The organism is Mesorhizobium abyssinicae (genome assembly GCF_049887195.1).
Classification (GTDB): domain Bacteria; phylum Pseudomonadota; class Alphaproteobacteria; order Rhizobiales; family Rhizobiaceae; genus Mesorhizobium; species Mesorhizobium abyssinicae.
Genome location: NZ_JARAKC010000043.1, coordinates 1 through 12,182, shown reverse-complemented (window position 1 = coordinate 12,182; position 12,182 = coordinate 1). Strand labels below are relative to the sequence as shown.

Sequence of the window (12,182 nt, the reverse complement as noted above, 5' to 3'; positions counted from 1 at the left end):
GATGACCCTCGCTCTCCCACGGGCTTCAAGGCCCAAAGATGCTCCGGTCTCTCGTCCGCCACCGCACCTGCTGCAATAGCAGAGTCGGCAAGGGACAAGTTACAAGGATGCCGGCAGGCAGGTGAGGCGCCCACCTCGGATAGGCAAAGGAACGGGAGGCAGACCTGAAACGATTCTCACCATGTCCGGCATGCCTCTTGCGATCCGCGTCGACTTTGAACAGTCTGGGCAAGGCGCAACTTTGGGGGCAAGGCCATGCGCGGCGAAATTCTGCACTATGACGAGGACCAGGGTTTTGGTTTCCTCACCGGAGCCGACGGCAACCGCTACGGCTTCGCGCGCGAGGACATGCGCCGCGAGACCTCGCTGGCCAGGGGCGCTGTGGTCGAGTTCCAGCCGGATCGCGGCCAGGCGCGCAACGTCTACTCGGTCCGCCCACAGGCCTCGGCCTCCCCAGGCGCCACCGCCCCGGCCGCCGCGCCGCCGCAGCAAGCCGCCCTCAGGCCGGCGGCCGCACAGCATTTCGGCCGCGCGGCCGACGCAGGCCCCGCTCAGTCCACCGGTCTGTGGGACTATTTCTGGCGGGCGGTGACGCGAAACTATTTCAACTTCGCCGACCGCGCCCGCCGCAAGGAATTCTGGGCCTTCTGCCTGTTCTGGACCATCAGCGTCCTCGCGGTCGTCGCCATCGGCCTCGCCGCCGACGCTTCAGTCGGCGATCTCGAGCCCGGACAGGAAATGCCGGCGATGACGGTCGGCCTTTGCGGCCTGTTCATCCTGGCGTCGATCCCGCCCTGGATCGGCCTGATCGTGCGCCGTCTGCACGACATCGGCCTGACCGGCTGGCTCGCCATCCTCTGCTTCATCCCGACGATCGGCGGCCTCGCGACGCTGGTCTTCGCGCTGATCCCGACGCAAACCCGCGAGAACCAGTGGGGCCCGGTGCCGCAGGGCGTCAGGATTTAGCGGCCGTCTTCAGCGCCTCGCCCGACAACCGGAGAAAAATCTTCTGGCCGTGGCGCTCGGCACCGAGCTGCGTGTAGAAGCGCCGCGCGCCGTCGTTCCAGTCCTCGGTGGTCAGGTCGATGCGGCCGATGCCGTGGCTCAGGCAATGACCGGCGAGAAAAGCGACCAGCGCGCGGCCGGCGCCCTGGTTGCGGGCGCCTTCGCGCACGAAAAGATCCTTCAGGAACATCAGCCGTTCGAGATCGATGCCGGGATGCGCGATGGCCACCGAAGCCAGGCCGGCAACCTCGCCGCCGGCGAAAGCCAGCGCGAAATGCGGGTAGGCCGGGCTTTCATCGGTAAGCCACTGCCGAGCCGCAGCCAGCGCCCGGTCGTGATCGAGCTGCGCCTGCCGGTAATGCGCCGCCATCTCGCACAGGATGGTGGCGAGCGCCGCCGCGTCTTCGGTCGTCGCCCAGCGGACGTCGACCGCCACGGGATCAGCCCAGGAACTTGGCGATGATGGCGTCGCCCATTTGAACCGTGCCGACCTCGGTCATGCCTTCGGACATGACGTCCTTGGTGCGCAGGCCGTCGTCGAGCACGGCGGCAATCGCCGCTTCGAGCTTGTCGGCCTCGGCCACCATGCCGAAGGAATAGCGCAGGCACATGGCGAAGGAGGCGATCATGGCGATCGGGTTGGCGATGCCCTTGCCAGCGATGTCGGGCGCCGAGCCGTGCACCGGCTCGTAGAGTGCCTTGCGCTTCTTGGTCTTGACGTCAGGCGCGCCGAGCGAGGCCGACGGCAGCATGCCGATCGAGCCGGTAAGCATGGCGGCGATGTCGGACAGCATGTCGCCGAACAGGTTGTCGGTGACGATGACGTCGAACTGCTTCGGCCAGCGCACCAGCTGCATGCCGCCGGCGTCGGCCAGCATATGGTCGAGCTTGACGTCTGAATATTTTGCCTGATGCGTCTGGCTGACCACCTCGTTCCACAGCACGCCGGACTTCATGACGTTGCGCTTTTCCATCGATGTGACGTGGTTCTTGCGCGTGCGCGCCAGCTCGAAGGCGACGCCGGAGATGCGCTCGATCTCGAACGTGTCGTAGACCTGCGTGTCGATGCCGCGCTTCTGGCCGTTGCCGAGATCGATGATCTGCTTCGGCTCGCCGAAATAGACGCCGCCGGTCAGCTCGCGCACGATCAGGATGTCGAGGCCCTCGACCACCTCCTGCTTCAGCGAGGAGGACGCGGCAAGCGCCGGGTAGCAGATCGCCGGACGCAGATTGGCGAACAGCTCCATGTCCTTGCGCAGGCGCAAGAGTCCGGCCTCGGGGCGCACTTCGTAAGGCACCTTGTCCCATTTCGGCCCGCCGACGGCGCCGAACAGCACGGCATCCGCCGCCATCGCCTTTGCCATGTCGGCATCCGAGATCGCCGCGCCATGCGCGTCGTAGGCGCAGCCGCCGACCAGCCCCTCGTCGGTGACGAAGCCGCTGCCGAGTTTTTCGTTCATGGCCGCGATCAGCTTCTTCACCTCGGCCATGGCCTCGGGGCCGATGCCGTCGCCGGCGAGCAGGAGGAGATTTTTCGAAGCCATGGAGAACCGTCCCGATAGTGTTTGGAGAAACCGCGGCCTTGCTAAACGCCAAGTGGTCCGTACGCAAGGGGATGCAGAAGGCCGCGACGCCCCTTGCACCTGCCGGCCCTGCAGGAACTGGGTTCCTCGCCCCGCCAGAGGCGGGGGAGAGGTGGCCGAAAAGCGGACGGAGAGGGGGGTCTTCGTAGGGGGCTGCCCCCGCTCCGTCTCGGCTTCGCCGAGCCACCTCTCCCCACGTCTAGGGAATGCACGCATCTTCTGTGAGTGGCGTGACTGATCGGCCGAGCCTTGATTGCCCCGTGGTTCCCCCAATCCGTCGCTGCTTCGCAGCGCCACCTTTCCCCCTCCGGAGGGAAAGTAAGGGAGCATTGCTGGACGAGCGTTGACGGCAAAAGGCCTGGCGTCTTTCCTCTACCCCGTCGATCGGGGGAGAGGTGGCTCGGCGAAGCCGAGACGGAGTGGGGGTCGACCAGCGCTACATTAGACAATCCATGCGCCAAGCTGCCATGCACGCTATCGCAAAAACCAGCCGCTTGGAAATGCGTGCATGCCATAGCCCGCTGTGTGGGGCGAGAAACCCAAGCTGGAATAGCGGCGCGCCTACCGGTGCGAAAGGACATTCACCAGCCGGCCGAACGGGTCGCGCACAAAGAAGCGCCGCACGCCCCAGGGCTCGTCGGCCGGGCCGTATTCGATGGCGAAGCCGGCCTTGCGCATGGCCGCCAGCGCCTCGTCGACGTCGTCGACCTCGATCGAGAGATCAGGCACCGGCGTGCCGGAGCCGCCCTCGGTCATGAAGCTGATCTGCACCGTCATCGTCTCGGCCGAGCCGCTGGTGACGATCCAGCCTCGGTCCATCAAAACATCGAGCCCGAGCACGTCCTGATAGAAATGCTGCGCAGCGGCGGTATCCTGCGTGGCGATGTTGGCGACGACGCGCTTGACCTTCACCATCGGCTGATCCTCGCTTTGTGCAAGCCCTTGCCCTGTCTTGGGTGACCGCTATCAGGCCGTGCGCTTGAGCGCGGTCACTTCGATCTCGATCTTCATCTCCGGCTTGTTGAGCTGGCAGACGATCATCGTCGCCGCCGGCCGGATATCGCCGAACGCCTCGCCGAGGATCGGGAACACCACGTCAACATAGGCCTGGTCGGTGATGTAGTAATGCGCCCGCACCACATCGGCCATCTCGAAGCCCCCGTCGGCCAGGGCCTTTGCAATGGTGGCGAGGCAATTGCGCGTCTGCGCCTCGACCGTGTCGGGCATGGTCATGGTGGCATAGTCATAGCCGGTGGTTCCCGAGACGAAGCACCAGTTGCCCTGCACCACCGCGCGCGAATAGCCGGCGGTTTTCTCGAAGGGCGAGCCGGTGGAGATGAGTGTGCGCATGCAAACCTCGCAGTTGTTGCGGTTATCCTAAAGCAGACGGGCGATCCGGTCGTGAGCCAGGGAGCATCGATTGGCGGTGCAAAACTTTGATGCTGGCGGGCCAGCGCCCCCCTCTGGCCTGCCGGCCACCTCCCCCGCTTGGGGGGAGATCAGATGTCAGGCCGGTTTTCGCCAACCACCAGCGTTGCAAAACAAGCGGGGGCGCCGAAACAGCCAATCTCCCCCTCGCGGGGGAGATGTCCGGCAGGACAGAGGGGGGCGCGAAGGATCGCGGCGAAGCAGAAGGCGCTCACGCGCCGCGCCGTCGCGAACCCCTAATTCCCCGACCCCTGTGCGTCGTCATACGCTTTCTTGATATCCGCCGGCCACGTCTTCAGGTCGGGCCAGCCCTGCGGCTCGCCATTGTCGCCGCGGCGCGCGAAATAGACCATGTGCTTGACCGGGTCGACCGCCATGAAGCCGTCATTGCCGCCGCAATCATGCGGCACGCAGCCGGTGGCGTAGAAGGCGCCCGACGCGGTCTTTTCGGTGCCGCCGCCGACCAGCAGGCTGGTCGCCATGTCGGGCATGGTGTCGCCGAGCACCGCCTGCGCCGCCTTGTAGACCGCCTCGTTGTGGAAGGCGTCGATGATGTTGTCGTATTTCGACGGGTCGACATCCTTCCAGTCGGTGCCGGATTCCGGCGTGTAGGTGAGGTTGCCGGAGGTGGTCAGCCCTTCGGTCGGCGACCATTGCAGCGCCGCTCTCGTCTCTCCCGGCAGCAGAAAGGGCACATAGTAGATGGCGCTGTCGGAGACCGCGGCCGGCGGCGCGCCGCATTCGTCCTGCTCGACGGTGGTGGTCTGGATCTCGCCGCCTTCCGGCTTCCAGGCGATGACGCTCGCCGGACCGCATTGATTGCCGCCATCGCCGACATCGAACAGCGCGACCTTGACACCGCCGACCTCGACAATCTTGTCGAAGAAGACGTCGTAATTGTCGGCGAGCTGCTTGCCGTCATAGGCCAGCACCTTCTCGCCATACTCTTCCTGCTGGGTGATGGTGAACTGGCCGCCCTCGAACGGGATCGGCGCCTGCTTGTCCTCGTCGGCCGGCGCCGCATCGGTGGTGCTCGACGCGCCCTGGTCGGCGGCGCCGCCGGACGCATCGTCGGCCGGCACCAGCACCGGGTCGGTCTGGGCATGCGCGCCCGCCATCGGCAGCAGGATCACCGCCAGCGCGCAAGCACCGGCCAGAAGCGAGCGTGTCATGACTGTCCCTCCGTTCAGCCGCAGCACGAACCCGGCCTGTCGTGGCCGGGCTTAACCATTCAGTACAGACGATCAGGCCCAGGGGCGCTGCGCGGCGTTCTTCTGTTCGAACGAGGCGATAGCGCCGGCCTTCTCCATGGTCAGGCCGATGTCGTCCAGCCCGTTGAGCAGGCAGTGACGCTTGAAGTCGTCGAGGTCGAACGTGACCACGCCGCCATCCGGCCCGCGGATTTCCTTGGCCTCGAGATCGACCGACAGCGTGGCGTTGGAGCCGCGCGAGGCGTCGTCCATCAACTTGTCCAGGTCTTCCGGGCTGACGGTGATCGGCAGGATGCCGTTCTTGAAGCAGTTGTTGTAGAAGATGTCGGCGAACGAGGTCGAGATGACGCAGCGAATGCCGAAATCGAGCAGCGCCCACGGCGCGTGCTCGCGGCTCGAGCCGCAGCCGAAATTGTCGCCGGCGACCAGGATCTGCGCCTTGCGATAGGCCGGCTTGTTGAGCACGAAGTCGGGGTTTTCCGAGCCGTCTTCCTTGTAGCGCATCTCGGCGAACAGGCCGGTGCCGAGCCCGGTGCGCTTGATCGTCTTCAGATAATCCTTGGGGATGATCATGTCGGTGTCGATGTTGACGATCGGCATCGGCGCGGCGACGCCGGTCAGCTTGGTGAATTTATCCATTGGCTTTTGCCCGTTTTTCGTTGCGGGGGATTTGCTGGCGCACGGTTTACACAAAGCCGGCGGCAAATGAAAGGCAACTGTTCGTGCGCGGATCGACGGTCAGAAAAGACTTCGAAATCCTGGCCCCTTGGTGCAGTCTGGCGTCGATGACCGACCCTTCCCGCGTCCTCTATGCCAGCGAGCCGGCGCTCGACGTCGCCGAGTTCCGCCACGTGCTGGTGGAATCCGGCCTCGGCGAGACGCGCCCCGTCGACGACGAGGCCCGGCTGACGACCATGCTCGGCAACGCCAACCTGGTGCTGACGGCGCGGCTCGACACAGAGGGCAAGCCGCTGATCGGCGTCGCGCGCGGCGTCACCGACTTCGCCTGGGTCTGCTACATTTCCGAGCTTGCCGTTTCCCGATCCGCGCAAGGGCTCGGCGTCGGCAAGGGCCTGATGGACGAGGCGCGCCGCCAGCTCGGTCCCGCCGTCGCCATCAGCCTGATCTCGATGCCGGACGCTGTCGGCTTCTACGAGCGCATCGGCACGGCGCGCATGCCGGACGCCTTCTGGTTCTCCCGCAAGGGCTGATCTTTCTGGCGACCCTGAAGGCCTGCTTGAGACCGGCAAGGGTTCTGCCCACCCGCCGTGAAAGGATTGAGCCCAAGCAAACGTCGCGATCCTTCGCGCCCCCCTCTGCCCTGCCGGGCATGTCCCCCACATGGGGGGAGATCAGATGTCGCGCCGGCTTTCGCCAATCACCAACGTCGCAGGAATGGCACGTTCGGCGAAGCTGCTAATCTCCCCCTCGTGGGGGAGATGTCCGGCAGGACAGAGGGGGGCGCTGTCCCGCCAGCGTCGAAGAGAAACTTCAACACTAAATCACATTCAACTCCCGGAACGCCCGCCCTTCGGCCACCCGGCTGTACCCGAACGCAGAGCAATCCACCGTTCGGTAGCCGCCATGCACGATCAGCTCGGAGAGCGCCTTGCCGACCGCCGGCGCCTGCTGCAGGCCGTGGCCGGAAAAGCCGTTGGCGAAGAGGAAGTTCCCGACCTCCGGATGCGGCCCGATCACCGCGTTCTGGTCGAGCGTGTTGTAGTCGTAGTGGCCGACCCAGGCGCGCGTCGGCTTGATCGCCTCGAAGGCGGGGATGCGGGTCGCCAGCGTCGGCCAGATCACCTCCTCGAACAGCGGCCAGTTGACGTCGAAATCCGCGGGATCGGGAGCATGATCGCCTTCCTCCGGTTCGGCGCCGCCGGTGAGGTAGACCGAGCCTTCCGGCCGCACATAGATGCCGCTGGGATCGACCAGCAGCGGCATGTCGGCATATTTCTCGCGCGCCTCGAAGACGAAGACGTTGCGCTTGCGCGGCTCGACCGGCAGCACGAGCCCGGCAAAAGCCGCGACCTTTCCGGCATTCGGGCCGGCAGCGTTGACGACGATGCCCGCTTCCAGCGTCTCGCCATTGTCGAAGCTCACCCCGGTGACGCGGTCGCCCTGCCGCGCGATGCCGGTGACATCGGCGGTGATGAAATCGATCTTCTTGTCGCGCAGCGCCTTGCGGAACAGCATCAGCATCGCATGCGCGTCGAACCAGCCCTCGCCGCTGCGGCCATAGGCGCCGGCGGAAATGCCCTCGGCCGACAGCCAGGGGAAGCGGCGCGTCAGCTGCTCGGCGTCCTCCAGCAGAATGTCGGCACCCTCGGCGATCTGCGCCGCATGATTGGCCTTGAGGATCGGCAGCCCGGCCTCGCCGGCCAGGATGAGATAGCCGCCCTCGCGGAAGCCGATATCGGCATCGGCGCCGAAAGTCTCCTTCAGCCGCCGGAACAGTTTCAGCGTGAACTGCGACAGGCGGATGTTTTCCGGGATCGAGAATTGCTGGCGGATCGAGGCCATGGAGAGCGTCGTCGCCGCATGGGAAAATTGCGGATCGCGCTCGACCAGCGCGATGGAGCCGGTAAAGCCTTCCTCCCGCAGATAGTAAGCGACCGATGACCCGACGATGGCTCCGCCGATGATGACGATGTCGTAACGCACTTTTGTCTCCGCTCCGCCCAGTGGCATCCTTCACGCCGCAGGCAGGTTGATCTCGAAGCGCGTGCCGCGCTCGCTGTCAACCAGCCTGATCGTGCCATCATGCGCTTTCAGGAGGGCCAGCACGATGCCGAGGCCCATTCCCGTGCCGCCGGTCTCGCGCCGAGTGGTGAAGAACGGCTCGAACACCTTGCCGCGGTTGCTCGGCGAAATGCCGGCGCCGTCATCGCTGACCAGGATGGTCGCCCGTTCCGCCGCGCTCGTGGCGGAGATCGAGACCAGGCTGGCGCCATGCCGCGCCGAATTGTCGATCAGATTGGCCAGCACGATCGCCGCGTTCTCGACCGAGATGCGCAGGCCGGTCCCGCCGCCGGCCTCGACGCGGACCGTGAGCCGGGTGTCCGCGGGCAGCAGCGCCAGCGCCGCATCGAGCGACGTGCTTTCGCCGCTGGGCGCGAGGTTTTCGACGCGCGCCAGCTCGAGCAGGCGGCGGACCAGCAGATTGAGCCGCCCGGCGTCGGTGACGATATTGTTGGAAAACCGCTTCCGCTCGGCCTCGTCCATCGCCTCGCCGGAATCGCGCAGCAGTTCCGCTGCGCCCTGGATCGCCGTCAGCGGCGATTTGAGCTCGTGCGAGACATGGGTGGCGAAGGTCTGGATGCTGTCGGACCGCGCCTGCAGCTTTTGCGCCATGTCGAGGAAGGCGGCGGACAGCTCGGCCATCTCGCGCGTGCCGTGATGGTCGAGCGGTTCTATCGCTTCGCGGTCGCCGGCGGCGATGCGCTTGGTGCGCTCGATCAGCCCGTAGATCGGCCGGCTGACCGTGCGCAGGAAGACCAGCCCGATCAGCAGCGTGCCGCCGACAATCGCGATCGCCGCGAGCGTCACCTTGCCGCGCTCGCCATAGAGATGCTTGACGATGTTGTTCGGCGTCCGCGACAGGTAGACCACGCCGGCGATCCGGCCTTCGACCGCGACCGGCAGGGCGACGAAGACCCGCACCCTGGTGCCGCGGCTGACCGAATAGAGCGGCGGCGCCGGCTGGTTGGGGATCCTCAGCCGGAGCGCGCTGGCGTAGCGGCCGGCAAGTGCTGCGCGCACCTCCGCGACATCGGCCAGCGACTGCCCGATCTCCTCGCGCCCGGCGATGACCACGCCTCTTGGATCGAGCAGCCGGAAGCCGGCCAGCGTCGTCTTCTGCGTTTGCGTGAGGATGCCGGCGAGCCGCGCGCCGATTGCCGCGAAGGCCGGATCGGCGATTGCCGCGACCGGGGCGGGCCGCGTCGGCAGCACAGTGTCGGAGGCAAGGTCGAGGCGCGGCTCGACCGGCTGGTACGGCTCGTTCGTGCTGGCGCTCCGGTCGGCGTCGACTGCCACCGGCCCGCCAAGCTTGTCCGGCGCGATCCCCGCCGCGCGCACATCCTCGGCATAGATGGCGGCCAGCACTGCGCCTTGCGCGATCAGTTCCGCCTCGGTCTGGCGGATCAGCTGGTTCTCATAGAGGCGGAAGAAGAACAGGCCGACCAGCGGCAGCGCCATCACCACGATCAGGATGGCGACCACCACCGTGGCCAGGCGCGGCCGCCATTTCTTGCCGATCCAGTCCCGGGAATTCAGCCGCCGCATCGGCCGAGCCGGAAGCCGACGCCGTGTACCGTCTCGATCGCGTCGGTGCAGCCGGCCGCCGCCAGCTTGGCGCGGATGTTGCGGATATGGCTGTCGACGGTGCGCTCCGAGACATGGATGTTGGCGGCATAGGCATTGGCCATCACCGTCTCGCGGGCAAGCACATGCGCGGGGCGGGCGAGAAATCCTTTCAGGATCGAGAATTCGATCGAGGTGAGCGCCAGCGGCTGGCCGTCGAAGCTGGCGCCGTGGCTGGACGGCGTCAGCACCAGCCGGCCATGCGCGAACTGCCGCTCGTCGGTCTCGGCCGCAACCGGGCGGGCCCGCCGCAGGATGACGTTGACGCGGGCGACCAGCTCGCGCGGGCTGAACGGCTTTGTCACATAGTCGTCGCCGCCCATTTCCAGCCCGAGGATGCGGTCGATCTCTTCATCCCGCGCCGACAGAAACAGCACCGGCACATCGGAGGTCTGCCTCAGCCGCCGGCACACTTCCAGCCCGTCCATCTCCGGCATGCCGATGTCGAGCACGACGAGGTCGGGCGCGCGGCGCTCGACCGCCTGCAGGGCGGCCGCGCCGTCGGCGACGCCTTGCGTCCTCATGCCGGCCTTTTCCAGCGCGAAGCAGATGATCTCGCGGATATGCGGATCGTCATCGGCGACGAGGATTTGATGCGGCATCGATCAGCGGCCCGGCACGGAAGGTTGCGAAGGCTGAGGAACCACGAGCGGGCCTCTTTTGTCGAGAGTGCGGATGAGCCGCCAGTCGCGAAAGCTCCAAGCGCGCCAGTTTTTCTGTTCGGCGCGGTAAGCGGCCTCGTCCCCAGCGTGCGCGATGGCGAGGTCGCGCCGGCAGGGCTCATCGGTAGCGGGCGCGCTCGCCTGGTGCGCGAGGAACCGGTCGAGCGCTGGCAACGCGCCCGGGCCGAGCGAGCGCAGATACTGCGTGTCCAGCGGAACGCCTTGCCCGGTCATTTCGAGGGAATGGTCGACATTGTAGTTGGCGATCGTTGCTGCGAAGTTGACGTAGCAGCACGCATAAAGCGTCGCCGATAGCGTCAGAAGATTGGCGGAGAGCAGCCATTCGCTGGATTTTCCGAGCGCGATGCGGGCGATGATCAGCGCCAAGCCCGCCGCCACCAGCCCCATCCAGACGAATGCGGCGATGCGCAGATAGGTCAGCGCATAGATGCCGATATAGAGGTCAAGCCTGAGCATCGAGGAGATGACCAGCACGATGTTCTGCGCCACCCAGGCATAGACCAGCCGGCGGATCAGCGGATCCCCGGAGGTTTCGCTGCCCGGCCTCAGCGCCGCCAGCACGAAGCCGGCGGCAAGCAGCGCGGTGACGATCAGCGGATAGGCGCCGCGATGCGCGTAAGCCGCGTAGGTCAGCCCGTCCGGCAGCGCCACTCCGCCCCACAGATAGGTGGCGTCGAGCCCAGTCTGCATCGCGAACAGGAGGTTGAACACCACCAGCGCGCGCAGGATCGCCGCCTTGCCGAAGAGGATGTCCTCGATTGCCGTCCTTGCCGGCGCCGCCGGTTCGACGCGAACAGGCCGCGCCGGCCGAGGCAGACGGCGGAGGAAGCGCGGCAGGCGCGGCCTCAGGAAGGCCCAGACGCCGGCGAGCACGGCGAGCCAGAAGATCAGCCGCGGCAGCTGGATCAGGTTGAGGAGTGCAAAAAGGTCGATCAGCGAGAACCAGTATTCGATGACCGGATTGGCGGCGCCGAACAAGGCGAGGAAGACGAGGCCGAGGCCGAGCGGCATCGCCCATACGGCGATCGCCGCCAGCCGGATGCGCCGCCGGCCATGGCGCCGCGCCGCCTTGCGCCAGCGCAGGAAGTCGCCCACGAAGCGGAACGGCGCGGCGATGACGAAGGCCAAGAGCTGCCTGGCGATGCGGGCAACGCAGGAGCGCAGCCGCCCGGCGAGCGAAAGCGCGAACACCGCCATTGCCGCCAGCGCGACCGAGACCGAGAGCGGACTGACATTCTCGACCAGCGGCAGCAGCGCGCAGAGCAGGGCGGCCGGCGTGATCCAGAGCCAGCGGTCGTTGGAAGCGAGGGACAGGGGATTGAGGGCCGCAACCGCGGCGGCGAGCACGATGCCGAACAGGAACCACGTGATGCCGGCCGGCTGGCCATAGAAGAAAAAGTCCGCCAGCGCGACCAGCAGGACGGCGACGCCGAAGCGCCGGCAGTAGCTCGGCGCCGGCCCGAGGATATCTGTCATGAGCGGGTTTTCCTCGCTTTGGCCGGGGCGTGGCGCGGCGGCGATCTGAGGACGAATGGCAACAGCGTCGCGGTCGGCCGCGCCTTCGGGGCCAGCCACCAGCCATCGCTGCGCAGCCGGTAAGGCAGGGACCAACGGGGATTTTCGCGTGTCTGCATGCGGCCTGTCTCGCAAGCGGGCGAGGAGAAGGCGGGGCGGGCCGCCTGAGATTTTCAGCAATGATTTGCAGATTTCGTGCAGGGCAAATCGCTTCGAACGTTGGCGCTGCCCCTCATCTGGCTGCCGCCATCGTCTCCCCGTTCACGGCAGGGCTATCGCATATGGGTTAGCGCCTGGATGAGATAGTCGTCGTTCCAGGCGCATTTCTTGATGCGGTGGCTGATGGGGACTTTGTCGGCATCGGCTGCCTGGAGGACGTTTCTGGCGATGCG

At 66.5% G+C, this 12,182-nt stretch carries 12 protein-coding genes; 2 read left to right on the top strand and 10 right to left on the bottom strand.

All coding sequences use genetic code 11. The features are described from left to right. The first annotated feature begins 255 nt into the window (after positions 1-255). A complete protein-coding gene (locus PU724_RS32755) occupies positions 256-966 on the top strand; it encodes a DUF805 domain-containing protein (protein ID WP_354425899.1) in 711 nt (236 codons plus the stop codon). Here the strand turns inward: PU724_RS32755 and PU724_RS32750 are convergent. The 6 genes from PU724_RS32750 to leuD form a co-directional block, all read right to left on the bottom strand. Further along, a complete protein-coding gene (locus PU724_RS32750; RefSeq protein ID WP_354425900.1) occupies positions 956-1,441 on the bottom strand; it encodes a GNAT family N-acetyltransferase in 486 nt (161 codons plus the stop codon). The genes PU724_RS32755 and PU724_RS32750 overlap by 11 nt on opposite strands. Before the next feature lie 4 nt (positions 1,442-1,445). After that, positions 1,446-2,549 (bottom strand): 3-isopropylmalate dehydrogenase, encoded by a 1,104-nt coding sequence (leuB, locus tag PU724_RS32745; RefSeq protein ID WP_354425901.1) that lies wholly within the window; start codon positions 2,547-2,549, stop codon positions 1,446-1,448. 600 nt (positions 2,550-3,149) lie between these two features. Further along, on the bottom strand, positions 3,150-3,500 hold the full coding sequence (locus tag PU724_RS32740) for a VOC family protein (RefSeq protein ID WP_354425917.1): 351 nt from the start codon (positions 3,498-3,500) through the stop codon (positions 3,150-3,152). Positions 3,501-3,554: 54 nt separating this feature from the next. Next, positions 3,555-3,938: a RidA family protein gene (locus PU724_RS32735; RefSeq protein ID WP_354425903.1), complete on the bottom strand. Its 384-nt coding sequence runs from the start codon at positions 3,936-3,938 to the stop codon at positions 3,555-3,557. A gap of 314 nt (positions 3,939-4,252) precedes the next feature. Continuing rightward, positions 4,253-5,188, bottom strand: coding sequence for a hypothetical protein (locus PU724_RS32730; protein ID WP_354425905.1), 936 nt, complete (start codon positions 5,186-5,188; stop codon positions 4,253-4,255). 72 nt (positions 5,189-5,260) lie between these two features. After that, on the bottom strand, positions 5,261-5,866 hold the full coding sequence (gene leuD, locus PU724_RS32725; protein ID WP_127285506.1) for a 3-isopropylmalate dehydratase small subunit: 606 nt from the start codon (positions 5,864-5,866) through the stop codon (positions 5,261-5,263). 146 nt (positions 5,867-6,012) lie between these two features. On the opposite strand from leuD, the gene PU724_RS32720 reads away from it, so the two are divergent. Further along, complete coding sequence (locus PU724_RS32720) at positions 6,013-6,438, top strand: GNAT family N-acetyltransferase (RefSeq protein ID WP_354425907.1); 426 nt, start codon at positions 6,013-6,015, stop codon at positions 6,436-6,438. Between the two features lie 286 nt (positions 6,439-6,724). Here the strand turns inward: PU724_RS32720 and PU724_RS32715 are convergent, their stop codons facing one another. The 4 genes from PU724_RS32715 to PU724_RS32700 are packed head-to-tail and all read right to left on the bottom strand — an operon-like array spanning position 6,725 to position 11,751. Then, positions 6,725-7,891 carry an NAD(P)/FAD-dependent oxidoreductase gene (locus PU724_RS32715; RefSeq protein ID WP_354425909.1) on the bottom strand — a complete coding sequence of 389 codons (1,167 nt, stop codon included), beginning with the start codon at positions 7,889-7,891 and terminating at the stop codon, positions 6,725-6,727. Between the two features lie 30 nt (positions 7,892-7,921). Then, positions 7,922-9,514 carry an ATP-binding protein gene (locus tag PU724_RS32710; RefSeq protein WP_354425911.1) on the bottom strand — a complete coding sequence of 531 codons (1,593 nt, stop codon included), beginning with the start codon at positions 9,512-9,514 and terminating at the stop codon, positions 7,922-7,924. Next, on the bottom strand, positions 9,502-10,194 hold the full coding sequence (locus PU724_RS32705) for a response regulator (RefSeq protein ID WP_354425913.1): 693 nt from the start codon (positions 10,192-10,194) through the stop codon (positions 9,502-9,504). The genes PU724_RS32710 and PU724_RS32705 overlap by 13 nt, the downstream gene beginning before the upstream one ends. A 3-nt stretch (positions 10,195-10,197) precedes the next feature. Continuing rightward, on the bottom strand, positions 10,198-11,751 hold the full coding sequence (locus PU724_RS32700; RefSeq protein ID WP_354425915.1) for a DUF4153 domain-containing protein: 1,554 nt from the start codon (positions 11,749-11,751) through the stop codon (positions 10,198-10,200). Between the last annotated feature and the right edge of the window lie 431 nt (positions 11,752-12,182).

Bases quoted from the DNA above. Each gene is read 5' to 3' on its own strand.
- PU724_RS32735 (WP_354425903.1), bottom strand. From the start codon at position 3,938: ATGCGCACACTCATCTCCACCGGCTCGCCCTTCGAGAAAACCGCCGGC.
- leuD (WP_127285506.1), bottom strand. From the start codon at position 5,866: ATGGATAAATTCACCAAGCTGACCGGCGTCGCCGCGCCGATGCCGATC.
- leuB (WP_354425901.1), bottom strand. From the start codon at position 2,549: ATGGCTTCGAAAAATCTCCTCCTGCTCGCCGGCGACGGCATCGGCCCC.
- PU724_RS32700 (WP_354425915.1), bottom strand. From the start codon at position 11,751: ATGACAGATATCCTCGGGCCGGCGCCGAGCTACTGCCGGCGCTTCGGC.
- PU724_RS32710 (WP_354425911.1), bottom strand. From the start codon at position 9,514: ATGCGGCGGCTGAATTCCCGGGACTGGATCGGCAAGAAATGGCGGCCG.
- PU724_RS32730 (WP_354425905.1), bottom strand. From the start codon at position 5,188: ATGACACGCTCGCTTCTGGCCGGTGCTTGCGCGCTGGCGGTGATCCTG.
- PU724_RS32705 (WP_354425913.1), bottom strand. From the start codon at position 10,194: ATGCCGCATCAAATCCTCGTCGCCGATGACGATCCGCATATCCGCGAG.
- PU724_RS32720 (WP_354425907.1), top strand. From the start codon at position 6,013: ATGACCGACCCTTCCCGCGTCCTCTATGCCAGCGAGCCGGCGCTCGAC.
- PU724_RS32755 (WP_354425899.1), top strand. From the start codon at position 256: ATGCGCGGCGAAATTCTGCACTATGACGAGGACCAGGGTTTTGGTTTC.